General features: G+C 49.2%; 15 protein-coding genes and 1 pseudogene. 2 read left to right on the top strand and 14 right to left on the bottom strand.

What is annotated here, in order from left to right:
* Positions 1 to 215: 215 nt before the first annotated feature.
* The 14 genes and pseudogenes from ACZ5AC_RS16260 to ACZ5AC_RS16195 form a co-directional block, all read right to left on the bottom strand.
* Positions 216 to 1,166: a GDP-mannose 4,6-dehydratase gene (locus ACZ5AC_RS16260; RefSeq protein WP_464248618.1), complete on the bottom strand. Its 951-nt coding sequence runs from the start codon at positions 1,164 to 1,166 to the stop codon at positions 216 to 218.
* Positions 1,163 to 2,263 (bottom strand): glycosyltransferase family 4 protein, encoded by a 1,101-nt coding sequence (locus tag ACZ5AC_RS16255; RefSeq protein ID WP_464248617.1) that lies wholly within the window; start codon positions 2,261 to 2,263, stop codon positions 1,163 to 1,165. The genes ACZ5AC_RS16260 and ACZ5AC_RS16255 overlap by 4 nt, the downstream gene beginning before the upstream one ends.
* A 116-nt stretch (positions 2,264 to 2,379) precedes the next feature.
* Positions 2,380 to 3,171 carry a class I SAM-dependent methyltransferase gene (locus ACZ5AC_RS16250; RefSeq protein WP_464248616.1) on the bottom strand — a complete coding sequence of 264 codons (792 nt, stop codon included), beginning with the start codon at positions 3,169 to 3,171 and terminating at the stop codon, positions 2,380 to 2,382.
* A gap of 228 nt (positions 3,172 to 3,399) precedes the next feature.
* On the bottom strand, positions 3,400 to 3,999 hold the full coding sequence (locus ACZ5AC_RS16245; RefSeq protein WP_464248615.1) for a class I SAM-dependent methyltransferase: 600 nt from the start codon (positions 3,997 to 3,999) through the stop codon (positions 3,400 to 3,402).
* Between the two features lie 4 nt (positions 4,000 to 4,003).
* Positions 4,004 to 5,026: a glycosyltransferase family protein gene (locus ACZ5AC_RS16240; RefSeq protein WP_464248614.1), complete on the bottom strand. Its 1,023-nt coding sequence runs from the start codon at positions 5,024 to 5,026 to the stop codon at positions 4,004 to 4,006.
* Positions 5,023 to 6,363 (bottom strand): lipopolysaccharide biosynthesis protein, encoded by a 1,341-nt coding sequence (locus ACZ5AC_RS16235; RefSeq protein ID WP_464248613.1) that lies wholly within the window; start codon positions 6,361 to 6,363, stop codon positions 5,023 to 5,025. The genes ACZ5AC_RS16240 and ACZ5AC_RS16235 overlap by 4 nt, the downstream gene beginning before the upstream one ends.
* 794 nt (positions 6,364 to 7,157) lie before the next feature.
* Positions 7,158 to 7,394: pseudogene (locus tag ACZ5AC_RS16230) on the bottom strand (nucleotidyltransferase domain-containing protein); the annotation flags it as partial.
* 128 nt (positions 7,395 to 7,522) lie between these two features.
* A complete protein-coding gene (locus tag ACZ5AC_RS16225) occupies positions 7,523 to 8,536 on the bottom strand; it encodes a GDP-L-fucose synthase family protein (protein ID WP_464248612.1) in 1,014 nt (337 codons plus the stop codon).
* Between the two features lie 19 nt (positions 8,537 to 8,555).
* Positions 8,556 to 9,674: a GDP-mannose 4,6-dehydratase gene (gene gmd / locus ACZ5AC_RS16220; RefSeq protein WP_464248611.1), complete on the bottom strand. Its 1,119-nt coding sequence runs from the start codon at positions 9,672 to 9,674 to the stop codon at positions 8,556 to 8,558.
* Between the two features lie 39 nt (positions 9,675 to 9,713).
* The gene (locus tag ACZ5AC_RS16215) at positions 9,714 to 10,031 is read right to left on the bottom strand and encodes a nucleotidyltransferase domain-containing protein (protein WP_464248610.1); all 318 of its coding nucleotides are present in this window, start codon (positions 10,029 to 10,031) and stop codon (positions 9,714 to 9,716) included.
* Positions 10,007 to 10,390, bottom strand: a complete 384-nt coding sequence (locus ACZ5AC_RS16210) for a HEPN domain-containing protein (protein ID WP_464248609.1) — start codon at positions 10,388 to 10,390, stop codon at positions 10,007 to 10,009. Before ACZ5AC_RS16210 ends, ACZ5AC_RS16215 begins: the two co-directional genes overlap by 25 nt.
* A gap of 13 nt (positions 10,391 to 10,403) precedes the next feature.
* A complete protein-coding gene (locus tag ACZ5AC_RS16205; RefSeq protein ID WP_464248608.1) occupies positions 10,404 to 10,928 on the bottom strand; it encodes a winged helix-turn-helix domain-containing protein in 525 nt (174 codons plus the stop codon).
* A gap of 121 nt (positions 10,929 to 11,049) precedes the next feature.
* Positions 11,050 to 11,337, bottom strand: coding sequence for a ComEA family DNA-binding protein (locus tag ACZ5AC_RS16200; protein WP_464248607.1), 288 nt, complete (start codon positions 11,335 to 11,337; stop codon positions 11,050 to 11,052).
* Positions 11,338 to 11,774: 437 nt separating this feature from the next.
* Positions 11,775 to 13,736 (bottom strand): peptidase U32 family protein, encoded by a 1,962-nt coding sequence (locus ACZ5AC_RS16195; protein WP_464248606.1) that lies wholly within the window; start codon positions 13,734 to 13,736, stop codon positions 11,775 to 11,777.
* Between the two features lie 229 nt (positions 13,737 to 13,965).
* On the opposite strand from ACZ5AC_RS16195, the gene ACZ5AC_RS16190 reads away from it, so the two are divergent.
* Both ACZ5AC_RS16190 and ACZ5AC_RS16185 read left to right on the top strand, forming a co-directional pair.
* Positions 13,966 to 15,012 carry a tetratricopeptide repeat protein gene (locus tag ACZ5AC_RS16190; protein ID WP_464248605.1) on the top strand — a complete coding sequence of 349 codons (1,047 nt, stop codon included), beginning with the start codon at positions 13,966 to 13,968 and terminating at the stop codon, positions 15,010 to 15,012.
* A 3-nt stretch (positions 15,013 to 15,015) separates the two neighbouring features.
* The gene (locus tag ACZ5AC_RS16185) at positions 15,016 to 15,219 is read left to right on the top strand and encodes a hypothetical protein (protein WP_028578126.1); all 204 of its coding nucleotides are present in this window, start codon (positions 15,016 to 15,018) and stop codon (positions 15,217 to 15,219) included.
* Positions 15,220 to 15,238: the final 19 nt, after the last annotated feature.

Genomic DNA, 15,238 nt, shown 5'->3' with positions numbered 1-15,238 from the left:
AGTTATTTCGACCAGAAAAATGTATTTTCCATTGCATTACTGGTTATTTGAAATACAAAATCTCCGAGTAAATTTCATTTATTTCAGCATATTGTCACATTTTCAGAGTCGACAAGGCATGGAAAAGAATCATGACAAAATACAGCTAAAATTTAAAACATCAGAATAGTGACTTAACAAAGGGCATTAAACTCGGACAGCCAAAGTCGATGTCATCAAGGACTCACAGCTCTACACATATTAGCGATAACACCATCGACTCCAACAGTATGCCTCCAGCCTAAAAATTCCCGAGCCTTTTCTGGATTAGCTCGCCCTTCTATAATATCTGCTGGACGAAATAATGTCGGGTCGATTTCAGTATGGTCTCTCCAGTTCAATTTGAAATGAGCAAAAACATGTTTTACAAAATAAGCCAAAGATACAGTTCTTCCTGTAGCAATAACGTAGTCGTCTGCAACATTACTATTCAACATACGCCACATTGCCTCAACATAATCTGGAGCCCATCCCCAATCTCGCTGGATGTTTATATTCCCTAACATTAACTTTTCGGGATATCCTTGAGAAATTCGCGCGGCTGCTCGAACAATCTTTTGCGTCACAAACCTATTAGGCCGCAATGGAGACTCATGATTAAACAATATTCCTGTACAAGCAAAAAGGCTATAGGCCTCTCTATAATTATGTACTAACCAGTGCGCTGAGGATTTAGCAACAGCATAAGGGCTTCGAGGGCGAAACGGTGTCAACTCGCATGCTGAAGCCGCACCTGTATCGCCAAAACATTCACTAGAACCAGCGTTATAAAAGCGAATTGGACGGTCGACAAAACGTATTGCTTCAAGCAAATTAAGCGTAGCACCTGCGATGCTATCCATCGTCTCAACGGGCTGATCGAACGACAACCCAACCGAGCTTTGCCCTGAAAGATTATAGATCTCATCCGGAGCATGCCTCTTGATGGTGTACAATACACTGCGAAAATCGTTGACGGCCATTGATGCGGTTTCAATTTCATCAATAATTTCCAATTTTCGCAAATTGTCAAAAGACGCAACCATCGAATCACGGGACGTACCAACTACATCGTAACCCTTCTCAAGTAATAACTGGGCTAAATATGCACCATCTTGTCCGCTAACACCACAAATCAATGCCTTCATGATAGTACCCGACGATAAACATCCAATGTCTCCCTCGCACAACGCTCCCAAGAGAACAACTTAACTCTTTGTTGGCCACGACATATCAAATCAGTTCGAACAGAATTATCTAATACAACTCGCTCAATTGCATTTTGAATTGATTCGGCATCATAAGGATCAAACATTTCAGCTGCATCACCAACAACTTCAGGAATAGAGCTTGAACTACTGCATATTACCGGACAATTATATGCCATAGCTTCAAGAAGAGGCAAACCAAACCCCTCATATAGAGAAGGATACACAAGCGCACTTGCATTTCTATATAAGCCTGCCAAATCCTGATCATCACCGGAAACTTGTGCGATATTCTTCTCCGACAACCCTTTTTCTATCAAAAAATCTCTCTCATCTTTGTCAAAACTACCTCCACCAAAACAAATTATATTAAAATTTTGGACTAATTTTTTTGAAGCAACAAATGCAGTAATAAAATTATTAAAATTCTTATACCCTTCTCGCGACCCAACATATAGTAAAAACGATTTGCTACAAACTTTCGATGGCAAAAGTTGTTCTGGCATGACAAAGGACTTTTCAATACCTAAGTAGATTACACTAATCTTAGACTCATCTACTTTACAATAAGTAATTAAATCATTTTTTGTATTTTCTGATATACAAATAACATGAGTCGCTCTCTCTACAGCTTTTCTCTTTAACACAGAAGTAATATCATTATTCCTAAACGAATTTGAAAAAATTTCATGAATCATATCATAAACCGTCAAGACGATATTCTTATTAGCAAGAGAATTTAATGAATAGTATGTCTCATGAACTATATCTGGCTTTAAGTTATGAACAATCAATTTTGACAAATAGTGATTCGCTGCTTTTATAATCCGAGTCGTTTTTGGTGGAAAAGAGTTTAAATACATACCCTTTGACAATTTAGAACCAGACTCTTTTAGGTAATAATTCCTATGCACCGGAGCACAAACACAGACATTCTCTCCAAATTGATTCATTTTATTTGCAATTTTAACAAAGTAGCGCGAGATACCGCCATACTTTTGAGATGAAAAAATTTGGTGATCAATTAAAATTTTCATAAATAACTTTGGATATAGAAATTATAATAGGCTTGTCTGCCTTGATAAATTCTTAATTGAACGTTAAAAACAATAATGGCTGCAAATTATAGAAATATACCTCCTACAATTTCTCATTACAGCGCACTCATCATTCGCTGATGATCAGACATGGTCCTTGACTTGAGTTGTCGACGAATCAACACTGATGAAATCTTCGTGAACCAAGGGCGAGTGGCCCACTGAAGGCGATTTCTACTGATTGATTGCCGTGACAGCACATGCAAACCGTTCGCGCTTATAAAATGTAACCCAAGCCTACTCCCCAATGCTTTGAGACTTGTTCTAGTGAAAAATCCGATGTGCTGTCCGGTAGATAACGAGTAATACCACCAATCAGGCCCCGGAGGATCACCTTCGTATAGCTCAGTTGTGAACAACAATGTGTCACTCCCCGCCACCTGGAGCACCTCATCAATATAGGCCACAGGATCTGTGAGATGCTCCATAACCTCCATCGCTGTCACCGCGCGACAACCTTTTAGATGCTCACCGTACTCAAATCCGCGTGCCAATAAGTTATAGCAAAACTTGTCATCCCAGTAAAAGTCGAAACCTAAATCACGCATTAGCCGAGTCATAATCCCATAACCACCCGCCGTATCGAGATATCGCCCTTGACCTCGTTCGCCCATTACCCAAAACAAAAAGCTGGCCACCTTGGATGCAAAGGAAAGGTTACGCATCACCAACCCAGTATCAGTAGCAGAAATGGCAGACGAGCATGCCTCTTCTAACCAATATGGGTTTCTCACATGCAAATACCCACACATATTGCAAACTTCGTATTCCGCTGAATGCTTCAACAAGACTTTAGCTTGAAAACTGAAATACATTTCGCCTAAGCATATTGGGCAATTGCTTGTCATATTAACTCACTAATTTTAAAGCTGAACATAAATAAATTACCATATTTTATATCAATTATATCACAACCGCTAAATAAAGGGGAAGATCAATATTACAACAATCTGCATTTTATGAAAGCCTTTGTCAAATCAAGGCGTTAAGATATTATTTTATTGCCTAACACTGAATGCATAATATTATATAGTATTTAAATAAATCTTTGCAAAACAAAAATACATATAAAGTATTCATGCATAATTTAAAATATTTTGAAATATGGCAAATGGCGCCTTAATAGGCTTAATTATAAAAAGCAAAAATTGAACATCACCCAAACAAAATGATTTATAACAAACATAATCAGGCAATAAGTCTACAATCATCTGTGAATTATAGTCGTAAACATGAAATGGATTAAAGTGAGTTGATTTTTTATTAGGAAATGAGATAATTAAATTATCTATGGCACAACGATTTGCTAATCTTGGAATTAACGACTTATCTTCAAAATGCTCGATTGCTTCTAAACAAACAAGCGTATCAAATTTTTCAGCCACTTCTTCAATATCGACACACTTGTAGGCCGTTTTACTAGTTGAAAACTCTTTTATAGCCCAATCTATAGCAGACTGATCCTTGTCAACCCCGACAACGACATCAACGTCTGGATTACAAGACAAAATATGTGAACCATAACCACAACCTGAAGCAAAATCTAGCACGCGACCATAACAAAAACGCCGCACGGAGGCATACCGCCTTAAATGCTCATGAAATCTAATGGTGGCCTCTACCTTATTAACTTCATTTTTTTGGATCATAATTCTTTCTAAAACATCGTTTACCATCATACTACTCCTTTATAACACTACATACCTTATCCACAAACACACTCCATGAATACTTACTACGAACAATATCTTTGTTCTTCCTTGCCATTTCTAACAAATTTAAATCTGAAATATTTTGCAATAAATTATATACTTTTTTATTATGAGCCATATTGTCAATAGATAAATAAAATATATTTTCTTCATTGGAATATCCAGACTCTTTTGTACATGCGACTGGAAACCCCCAACTCATTGCTTCTAATATAGTTGTGGCTTGCGCATCCGCCCTACTCATATTAATAAATACATCATATTTTTGTGCAATTTTATTCATTATCTCTTGATTTAAATCTGTCGGAGAACTAATTTTTTCCCATCCTTTTATATTATATCCTCCGCAAATATAGCCACCTTTAAAGCCGGGCATATGCTTTGCAAAATCTTCTAGCAACTTGATACCTTTTTCATCTTTCGCGCTACCTCTTCTTCCAATATAAAAAAAACGCCTATTTCCTATTTTATTAAATTCTTTTTTTACATATGGGTAATCATTAGAATTAATAGCCATGTTAACATAAGTCATTTTGCTATGAAATTTGACTAACGGAGATTGATGAAAATTGTCTCTCCAATAATCACCGCTTATGGCAATAAAACCATCGCAATAATCCATCGCATTTTTTATCCACCCAACTTGACTATCATCATTATTAAATGGCTGAATTAGATATTTTTTACTAAATTTCTCATTTAAAATAGAGTTTTTTACAATTCCATCATTTTTTGACAGATGACCCAAAAGAATATCTTGTGATTCAGGGATTACCCTCCCTTTTTCACTCCAATCATAGTATTTAACGTCAAAACTTTTATTTAATTCTTTGCCTAAGTGATATGTTATAGAATATGGAGCGCGTATCGGACTATTCCATCTGAAATCATCACAAGATGTAAAACTATCATTTTTACTAAATATGCGTTTAATATACCGCTTCCATCGATTAAAATTAGGTAGAACGTATATAAAATGTAAATTGTTCATTTAAAATATTTCCAAATAAAAACTGATGTCGGAACATAAACGAATAAGAATAAACTGATAACCGACCCCCAGACAACTCCTGAAACACCTATCCTCTGAACAAGAATCACAGACAAAACAACATTAGCTATGGCCATTGCTACCGAGGTAAGTACTTGAAATTTGATTATATTCAATCCATTCAACAATGAAGAAAAATTTCCCCCAATAATAGTCAATATTGTCCAAAAAAACAAACTTAACATCAAATTAAACGGTACTTGAATTGTTTGTCCTACCCATTTTTCAATCACTAAGTTACCAAAAAATAGCATCAGCAATGATGCTGGGATAACAATTGCGGAGCTATATTTTAACGATTTCAGAAAAGTCTCGTGAATCCAGCATATATCTCCTCTACTATTTGCTTCAGCGTACGCTGGCCAAAGAGGACTTAAATAAAAACTCATTACAACCGATGGTATTGTAAACAATTTAAATGAAACTGAATAGACTGCCACCTCGCTAACCCCTAGATATCCCGCAATAATTAATGTATCTGAATATAAGGCGATGAGACCAGAAACTTGCAACACAAAAAATAGAATACTTATATTACCAATTTTTTTTATGCTTGCTAATTTAATCAATTTAAAATCAAGTTTAATTTCATTTTTAAAAAGGATAAATGAAGCAATAAATGGAAACAAAAGACTTGGCAAATAGGTTGATATCGCTATATATGTCAGATTTAAGTCTTTATATATTGAAAAAATTACAAATATTAACATACCTATTACAGCTAATGATTGCCAAATAGCAACCTCAAATCCTCGTTGCAAACCAGCCAAAACTTTTATGCCGACACTACAAGGCATAGATATCGCAAAAATTACAACAGCTACTGAAATTGTATGAAATACTTCATTTTCATTACTTACATCAACTCCAAAAAATTCTTGCCAATGCAGCATGGGGAAAACTAAAAAATACACACATATTATAACAATCGAAATAACAAATAGAACAATTACACTATTTGATACTTTTTCCCTGATCACATTAATATCATTTCTTCCGTGCGCGATTGACACTGAATTTTGCACACCACTGCCGACACCCATATCTGCAAAACTAAACATCGCGATTGAAGAACTGATTGTCATCCACAAGCCAAATCTTTCTTGTCCCAAATATTTCAACATGACTGGTACAAGCGCGAATGACACGATTAATGACAATACTTTCGAAATAGATAACCCTATCGTTGTTATTAAAATCTTCTTTTCTCTTTCTTTCCCTCGAATTAATTCGCCCCTCTTTATTGTTGACATAAGGTCAAATTTTTCTTCAGTCATTACCAAAAACATCTCCTTGACCTATTTATCATCCAATCAACCGGCTAACGAAATTTATACTGCTAACGCAATGCATTCATCACGCGACAATCAGTACTACACAATTTTCGCATTTTACTGTCTTATATTTATAAAACGTCGTTTCTTGACTAAACATGGGGAACATGGGGGTCAGATCTTCCTTTGACGATTTTCTATTTTAAAAACCAATCCCGTCCATTTTTTCATTGAGAAGCATTTTGACCTTGGCAAAACTCACCAACTGTAGCCTCTTCCGGACGCATTCCTTGCTCGCATCATTCGACTAAAGTTTTTCGCCTAGAACACTCCACCTGCCTTGCCCACATGATCCAAGACTTCGACCAGTTCTTCGATGCTGGAACATGCAGCATTCAATACCGCGGCCTTCATCTCGTCTCCTTCGGGATAGTCATGTGCAAATGTGTTGCGAATTTCCCGGAGCTACCGCCAACACTTAACGCTAGGGAGAACGCCTTGTTTCTCCAACTTATTGAGCTTGTCCAACTTGGGACTGTCTTCCAACGGTTCCATAAAAACTTTGAGAAGCGCTGGAAAAAGCTTGCGACCCAAGCTGTCTTGCAGCTTGGAATATCGGTACACAAGCTGATCGATGTCTTAAATGGACTCTAAATCAAGGCTCGATAGTTTTTGCCCATCAAGCGGCAAAAGCGTCTCCATTGATTTGAGGGCATACCTGGCGTGGACCAGATGAGTACAACAGTCCAGCCACGCATCAGTAAACCGCAATGCATCGACATCGCTATTTGCCGAAATCACAACCGTACCCCCTGACTCCGTGCGAGACGCATAATTTTCGGACGGTCCTTGCGATCCGGATAGTCCACGAGCACATCGATTTTTCTTTCTCCAAGAGCTAATTTAACCCTGGCCAAAAAACGGAGTTGAGCTTCGAAAATGGCGGCATACCCCATCTTTCCAGTCTCCACCAACAGATCGATGTCTCCACCCCGCAGAGCATCATTTACACGTGACCCGAAAAGAAAAACCTTGGAGTCTGCCCCGAAAGCTTTTGTGCCTCGTCGCGCAACACTCGACGCTCTGTTTCCGTGATACGCATGTCCCCTCCTCGCGCCAGGACCACTTCCTCACACCGCGCCTAATGAGCCAGCCCTCAACTTCATGCATGACCTGCGCAATTCTTCAAAAAATCCCCATACGCCAACCCGATCCCCTCCCGCAGCGCAACGCTCGGCCGCCAGTCCATGTTCCCCATCCTCGAAACGTCGAGAAGCTTCTGCGGCGTTCCATCGGGCTTCCCGGCATCAAAGACAATCTCCCCTTCAAACCCTACAACTTCCGCCACCATCCGCGCCAGTTCAGCTATCGTCACGTCCTGTCCGCAGCCTATGTTGACCAGGGGCGGTTCGTGGTCGTTGAACAACGCTTCGGTCTTCCCGGTTTCGTTCATCAGGAACACGCAGGCCCCGGCAAGATCATCGCTATAGAGGAATTCGCGGCGCGGGGAGCCCGTACCCCAAACGGTAAAGCTCCTGTCGCCCCGCTCCTTGGCCTCGTGCGCCTTGCGGATCAGGGCGGGCAGGACGTGGCTGTTCTGCAGGTCGTAGTTGTCGCCCGGACCGTAAAGATTGGTTGGCATGACCGCCAGATACCGCGTGCCGTACTGGCGGTTGTACGCCCAGCACATCTCGATGCCCGCGATCTTGGCCAGGGCGTAGGGGCGGTTCGTGGCCTCCAGGGGGCCGGTCAGAAGATAGGATTCGCGGATGGGTTGCGGACATTCGCGGGGATAGATGCAGCTTGAGCCCAGAAAAAGGAGGCGCTGCACCCCGGACGCATAGGCGCTGTGGATGACGTTCGTCTGGATGGCCAGGTTGGCGTGGATGAAATCCGCCGGAAATGAGTTGTTCGCGTGAATGCCGCCGACCTTGGCCGCGGCCAGGAAGACGTGCTCGGGCCGCTGGCGTTCGAAGAAAGAACGCACCGCGCCCTGGTCCATGAGATCCAGGGGTTCCAGGAGAACACGGCCTGCGGCCTCAGGGCCGAAATCCGGCGCCTTGCGGTGGATGGTGCCGACGATGTTCTCGAACCCTTGGGCCAGAAGGGCGCGCACAAGGGCGCTGCCGACCATGCCGGCCGCTCCGGCCACGAGGATCTTGTCTGATTTTTTCATTGAGATGAGTCCCACCGCCTCATTCCCGCGGCGTATTCACGCAAAACCCCGCACGCACGCACAACTCTTCCTTCTTCGCTTCTTCCAGGTCCGCGCGAACCATTTCCCCGACCAGTTCGCGAAACGTGATCCTCGGCCTCCACCCAAGCCTCTCCTTGCCCTTGGACGGGTCGCCCAGAAGGGTCTCCACCTCGGTGGGACGGAAATAACGAGGGTCAACGGCCACGACGGTCTTGCCGTTGGCCGGGTTGACGCCCTTCTCATCCACTCCTTGGCCGGAAAATTCGATGGTCATGCCCAGTTCGCTCGCCGCGGCCTGCACGAATTCGCGCACCGAATGCTGCTCGCCCGTGGCGATGACGTAGTCGTCCGGGGCGTCCTGCTGGAGCATGAGCCACTGCATCTCCACGTAGTCCTTGGCGTGCCCCCAGTCGCGCAGGGCGTTCAGATTGCCCAGGAACAGGCAGTCCTGCAGGCCGAGGTGGATGCGGGCCAGGGCGCGGGTGATCTTGCGGGTGACGAAGGTTTCGCCGCGGATGGGGGACTCGTGATTGAAGAGGATGCCGTTGCAGGCGTACATGCCGTAGGCCTCGCGGTAGTTGACCGCGATCCAGTAGGCGTAGAGCTTGGCGCAGGCGTAAGGCGAGCGCGGGTAGAAGGGCGTTTTCTCGGTCTGGGGAACCTCCTGCACCAGGCCGTAGAGTTCCGACGTCGAGGCCTGGTAGAAACGCGTCTTCTGCTCCAACCCCAGAATGCGGATGGCCTCAAGCATGCGCAGGGCGCCCAACGCGTCGACATTGGCCGTGTATTCCGGTGTCTCGAAGGACACCTGTACGTGGGACTGGGCCGCCAGATTGTAGATTTCGTCGGGCTGGACCTGCTGGATGATGCGGATGAGATTGGACGCGTCCGTCAGGTCCCCGTAGTGCAGGAAGAAGCGACGGGCCTTCTCGTGCGGATCCTGATAGAGGTGGTCTATACGGTCCGTGTTGAAGAGCGAGGCACGGCGCTTGATGCCGTGGACCTCGTAGCCCTTGGCCAGCAGAAACTCGGCCAGATAGGCTCCGTCCTGGCCGGTGACGCCGGTAATGAGGGCTTTCTTGGGTGTATTCATCCGCGTGACTTCAATTGGCTGCATATATCCTACCCTGTCTTGATCTCAAAATGCCCATAACTCTTACACAATTTCCTCACCATACTTTCTGATCTCTTCCACAAGCATGCCTCCTGCGGCGAAATCTTCCGGGCTGAAAGGAATTGGCTCAATATTATTGTTGATCTTTCTGCGAAGCGGAACAATTTTACGCCTGTCCATGAAACGGTCTCCTGTAAAAAATGAGGACACCAAAGCAACATCCACGTCGCTTTCTTCCCTTGCCGTTCCTTTGGCCCAAGACCCAAACAGCAGCGCCTTATCCACAGAAATCCCGTTTTCTCGAAGTACCGCTATATACTTCCTGACGTCCTGAATCACGGTAGCTTTTTGGCGATCCATGCTTTCATCTCCCTGATAGAATCCAGGTAATGCAGCGTAAATTCACGAGTGCATCTTTTTTTGAAAGAAAATTTTTCATCTGGATAGCGTGCTTCAAGGTTGAAGTCGGTCACAGTTTCCAGCAATTCCTGCTGTTCTGGGGAGAGTGCAAGTCCGCTCTTCTCGGCCAGAAAGACAAGCCTGTGCGTCAGCGGTGGTGTTTCACCATGGGCCAGGACAAAGTAAGCTTTCAGCATCTTTTCCAACGTCAAATGCCCAAAAAACAGAGCGTAGGAATAATCGCCTTTATCTAAAAGATGGCCAGCGACATTCCAGTCATTCTCAGCGGATATCAGCCAAAAATCAGCCTTGCTTCCCATTGTCACCTCGTGCCTAAACCACCTTCCAATGCGGTCGTTGCAAAAAAGTCTGATTCGAATCCGCGAACTCTTCCACCCCGACCACCATCACCCGCAGCTTGCGCCTGATCTTTTCCTCAGTGATGCGTACATACTCCCGCAGTCTGTCGGCCTTGACCTCGCCGACGATGAGCAAGTCAATGAGCCCCGAATCCTTGCCCAGGGCATAATCATCGAGAATATACACCGCATCCACGTCGCCCAGATCGGCCCGCACTTCCTCGATGACCCGGTCGATGCCTAGGCTCTTTTTGACGATGGAGTGCAGCTCCGGAAAAATGGGGTGGCTGGTGTTGGCCCGGAAGAAAAGGGAACGGCCCTGTTTCTTCTTTTCGAGGTAGCCGGCCTCGGTCAGGCTATCCAGCTCTTCCTTGACGGCGTTGGGGGAGACGGCGAATTCCGTGGCCAGTTCCCGCAGATAGCAGGAGACGTCGGGGTTGAGGAAGAGCTTCAGGAGAAGCTGGATGCGTGTCTTGGAGGTGAAAAGTTGCGAGAGCATGGCGACTTCGTACAGTTATTCTGAACGATATGCAAGAAGGCGGGAATTATTACGACAAAAAAATCGCGGCCCCGGCCGAATGACCGGGACCGCGCTGGAGGAAGAGCATAACCTTCTGGAGTTATTCTTTCTTGGCCGGCGGCTCCCCAACGGAGATACGATCCTTGATGGCCTCGTACTTGGCGGGTCCGATGCCTTTGACCTCGAGGATCTCTTCGACCGTGGCGAAGGGGTGCGCCTCGCGGTATTCCACGATCTTGGCCGCCGTGGCGGGGCCGATGCCGGGGAGAGACGTCAGCTCCTCCACGGTGGCGGTGTTGACGTTGATGAGGTCGGCGGCAAAGGACGGCGCGCCGAGCAGAAGACCGAAGAGCAGCACACAGATCATGACATGAAACAGTTTCTTCATCCAACAACCTCCTTGTGAATTTCGGAAGCTGCTAGCATCAAATTTTTACTTTGTTCAATATTGATTTTATTTCCCATTTAATTACGCACAATGAGCACGCAATGATGCACTCATCGCGCAAATGTACTGCCGAAATTTCCACTATATTTCTCTCTCTTCAGGCAATACAAGATCACTCATGCGGCACATCAACTACTTATTGCACATTACATCGATATAAAAAAAGCGGACCTAATCTCTCAGGCCCGCATCTCTTCGGCTCCAGCCGGATTGAGCTATTGCTGACGAACTCATGAAGAAAATGCACGTATTCCGAGCCGTTCAAAACCCGTTCTACCAAAGCTCGGGCCGATTTTCGGGGATGAAGTGTCACCGCCTCCATGAACCCTCGAATATCGGGGAGCAACGCTGTCCGGAACGGATTTTTCCAGGCGGCTTCACAGCATCTTCAGATCCCAGTTCCAGAGCCCCTGCCGTTCCTTGATGACCACCTTGTCCGGCACGGGCTCATGCAGCCTGGCCAGGAGGGCGTAGCCGGCCTTTTCCAGTTCCGTCCACTTTTCGCTCAGGTCCAGTTCCCAGGTGGGGAAGGTCCAGACCAGGTTGCCGTAGGTCCGGGACCAGAACTGCTCGCCCTTGGGGCTCTGGAAGGGGTCGCGCTCCTTCAGGCTTTCCGAGCGGATGCGCGAGACGCACAGGGGATGGATGCCGCGGACCAGGATGCCAAGGGGCAGGGGCGACAGGGCGGGCAGTTCCAGAAAGCCCTCCCGGTCCAGTTCAGGGCTGACGAAGGCCCCTGCGAAGCCCATCCTGGCCAGTTCGGCCAGGGCCAGGGGGTTGGCGGTGTTGCACATGGGGCCGGCCCAGAAGGTCTGGCGTTCGGGCTTGGCGAAGAGGCCCAGCTGCCAGGGCGCGTTCAGTACGAACTGCCGGGCGCCGAGGCGGGTCATGTTGTCCAGGCAGTCGGTCCAGGCCTTCTCCTCGGCCGGCCAGACCACGGGCGGCAGCCACCACCAGATGCGGCCGAAGATGTTGCGCGAGATGTCTCGCTCCACGCCGGGCGTCAGCCACACGGCCTGCTCGCTCTGGTTGCCGATGCGCTTGGGCAGCTTGCGCCACACGTCCATTTCGCGAGGACGACCCTTGACTTTGGCCCGCTTGGGCAGGGTCGGCGCGAACGTGGATTCCCGGCTCGGCCGGTCCGTGGCCAGTTCCTGCCGCAGGTCGGCGATGATGGCCTGCAGCTCGCGCTCGCGCCGGTCGACCAGGAAGACGGGCGCGCCCTGCGGCGCGGGCCTCCCCGGCCCCTTGGGCAGGTCCAGCCGGCCGCCCTTGGGCACGTCGCGGCGGACCTTGACCGTCTGGTGCCCGGCCTGGTCCTCGTAGCCGATGCGCAGCAGGTCCCCGCTCTTGAGGGGCTCGCGCGGCGAAATGTAGGCTTTCATGCCGCCCTGGACCTTGCCGACCATGTGCCCCGAAGCCGTCTGCTCTCGGTCGGCGATGGGGTTCGAGGGCCGGTGCCCCAGGAAATTGTAGTGCGAGCCCGGGCGCCCAAGCGCCATTTCCAGCAACTCCTGGGCGGCCTTGCGCTGGGCCGGGTCGCCCCCCGCGTCGCGCAGCATGCGGTAGGCCTTGACCGTGTAGAAGACGTAGTGCGGCCCCTTCTTGCGGCCCTCGATCTTCCAGGACTCGACCTTGTCCACGCCGCTCAAGGGCCGCACCAGCACGTCCAGGGACAGGTCGTCGCAGGAGAAGAACGCGCCCTTCTGGTTCTTCTGCACGTACTGCCTCCGGCAGGGCTGCACGCAGCGGCCGCGCAGGCCGCTCTTGCCGCCTAGGTAGCTGGACCAGTAGCAGCGGCCCGAGACGGCGTAGCACAGGGCGCCGTGCACGAAGACCTCCAGGCTCAGGCCTTCGGGGCAGTGCGCGGCCACTGCCTTGATCTCGTCGATGGACAGCTCGCGCGGCAGGACCAGGCGGTTCACGCCCAAGGCCAGGATCTGCGGCAGGCCGGAGATGGTCCCGCCGTTGGCCAGGGTCGAGAGGTGCAGTTCCCCCTTGAAGCCCGCCTGACGGGCCAGGGCCGGCAGGCCGAGGTCCTGCACGATGAGGGCGTCGGGCCGCACCTGCTGCGCCAGTCGGTCGATGAGCCGTCCGGCCTGGGCCAGTTCGGGCGCCTTGAGCAGGTTGTTCACGGCCACGTGCACCCGCACGCCCCGGGCATGGGCCAGTTCGGTCAGGGCCGCGAGTTCGGTCAGGGAGAAGTTCTCCGCTTCCATGCGCGCGGAAAAATTCTTGAGGCCGCAGTAGACGGCGTCGGCTCCGGCCGCCACGGCAGCCAGAAAGCTGTCGGTGTCGCCGGCCGGGGCGAGGATTTCAGGCTTTTTTTCGATTTCCATGTGAGGACCAACGGCCCAAAGGCCGTACTTTGATGCCCGCCGGCGGGAGGCCGGCGGCGCTGCTGCGTACAACGGTCGATGCGGAGGCAGGCGAACCGTTCCGGGGTAGCCCGACGGGCCGGGGTCATGTCAAGGCCAAAGGGCCGCCCTTGTGCGTTGTCCGGGAATATCGTACGAAATGATACGTACTCACTCCCATACGCGTTTACCGGGGCCATCCAGGATGAACATGTCGGATCTCGTTTTCGTGGCCACGAGCCAGGACGCCTTGTTTCAGGAAACCAGGGGCAACCTCGCCAGGCTTGGCTACACCAACTGCGCCCGCTTCTCCTCGGGCAGGGCGGCCGCGGAGTTCATCAAATACAACCCGTCGCGGATCATCATCGTCGACACGGAGGTCGAGGACCTCTCCCTGCCCGAATTCGTCACGGCCCTGCGCGAAGTCCGCACATCGGAGTTCCTGCACATCCTGGTCATCTCCTCCGAACGCACCGAGGAGTTCGTGCTGTCCATGATCTCCGCCGGCTGCTCGGGTCTGGTCCTGCGGCCCTACAACCTGGCGTCCCTCAAGAACCACATGCTGCAGTCCGAAAAGCTCGACCATTTCCAGGACGGCGAGCGGGAGACCATCGACCTGGCCGACACCATGATCACCCAGGGCCGCTTCGAAGACGCCATCGGCGATCTGACCATGGTCGTCAGCCACCAGGAGGACCTGGCCAGCAAGTATTTTTTCCAGGGCTGCCAGCTGCTGGTGGAAAAGAAGTGGTCCGAGGCCATCCTGGCCTTCAACCAGTCCCTGTCCCGCAACCAGACCTTCATCAAGGCCTACGAAGGCCTGGCGAGGGCATACTTGGGCAAGAACGACACGGATCGCTACCGCTTCTATCTGCAGAAGGCGGCCGAAGAGTACGCAAGGCTGAACAATTTCGCCAAGGTCAAGAAAATTTTCGTCGAAATCGTCAAGTACGACGTCAACGCGCCCAATCCCTACAACACACTGGGCATCCGGCTGCGCCAGGAAAAGCAGTACAAGGAGGCCATCCAGGCCTATTTCCAGGCCATCGAGCTGAGTCCCAAGGACGAGAACATCCACTACAACATGGCCAAGGCCTATTTCTGCGACAACCAGCCCGAAAAATCTTTGGAGTGCATCCGCCTCGCCCTGTCCCTGGCCCCGGAGCACATCGAGGCACTCAAGATGTTCCGCCTGCTGACCGGGGTGTCATGGGACGACGACCCCAAGGCCGTCTTCAACCCGCAGAAGGGGAAGTGAGGCATGGCCAAATTCAGCACCTGCGCCATCTGCGGCAAGCTGGTCGACATCGACCAGGAGTCCCACACCCTCTTCCACTGCCGCAACTTCCTGCTGCGCGCCTTCTACGGCGAAAAGAACGAACACCGCCGCGCCCGCCTGCAGGAGCGCATCGACGCCCTGAACGCCCGCATGCGGGTCAAGGGCAACAACCTGCTGGACACCTGAGCCGCGCCCGTCGCGCTGC

This window comes from Desulfomicrobium aestuarii (assembly GCF_055385525.1).
Note: the sequence above shows the minus strand (reverse complement) of the source record. Positions and strands in the feature narration are given on the sequence as shown.

Coding starts and splice junctions, on each gene's coding strand:
- ACZ5AC_RS16215 (WP_464248610.1), bottom strand. CDS start 10,031: ATGGATCGCCAAAAAGCTACCGTGATTCAGGACGTCAGGAAGTATATA.
- ACZ5AC_RS16225 (WP_464248612.1), bottom strand. CDS start 8,536: ATGAAAAAATCAGACAAGATCCTCGTGGCCGGAGCGGCCGGCATGGTC.
- ACZ5AC_RS16185 (WP_028578126.1), top strand. CDS start 15,016: ATGGCCAAATTCAGCACCTGCGCCATCTGCGGCAAGCTGGTCGACATC.
- ACZ5AC_RS16200 (WP_464248607.1), bottom strand. CDS start 11,337: ATGAAGAAACTGTTTCATGTCATGATCTGTGTGCTGCTCTTCGGTCTT.
- ACZ5AC_RS16245 (WP_464248615.1), bottom strand. CDS start 3,999: ATGGTAAACGATGTTTTAGAAAGAATTATGATCCAAAAAAATGAAGTT.
- ACZ5AC_RS16210 (WP_464248609.1), bottom strand. CDS start 10,390: ATGGGAAGCAAGGCTGATTTTTGGCTGATATCCGCTGAGAATGACTGG.
- ACZ5AC_RS16250 (WP_464248616.1), bottom strand. CDS start 3,171: ATGACAAGCAATTGCCCAATATGCTTAGGCGAAATGTATTTCAGTTTT.
- ACZ5AC_RS16190 (WP_464248605.1), top strand. CDS start 13,966: ATGTCGGATCTCGTTTTCGTGGCCACGAGCCAGGACGCCTTGTTTCAG.
- ACZ5AC_RS16205 (WP_464248608.1), bottom strand. CDS start 10,928: ATGCTCTCGCAACTTTTCACCTCCAAGACACGCATCCAGCTTCTCCTG.
- ACZ5AC_RS16255 (WP_464248617.1), bottom strand. CDS start 2,263: ATGAAAATTTTAATTGATCACCAAATTTTTTCATCTCAAAAGTATGGC.
- ACZ5AC_RS16240 (WP_464248614.1), bottom strand. CDS start 5,026: ATGAACAATTTACATTTTATATACGTTCTACCTAATTTTAATCGATGG.
- ACZ5AC_RS16195 (WP_464248606.1), bottom strand. CDS start 13,736: ATGGAAATCGAAAAAAAGCCTGAAATCCTCGCCCCGGCCGGCGACACC.
- gmd (WP_464248611.1), bottom strand. CDS start 9,674: ATGCAGCCAATTGAAGTCACGCGGATGAATACACCCAAGAAAGCCCTC.
- ACZ5AC_RS16235 (WP_464248613.1), bottom strand. CDS start 6,363: ATGACTGAAGAAAAATTTGACCTTATGTCAACAATAAAGAGGGGCGAA.
- ACZ5AC_RS16260 (WP_464248618.1), bottom strand. CDS start 1,166: ATGAAGGCATTGATTTGTGGTGTTAGCGGACAAGATGGTGCATATTTA.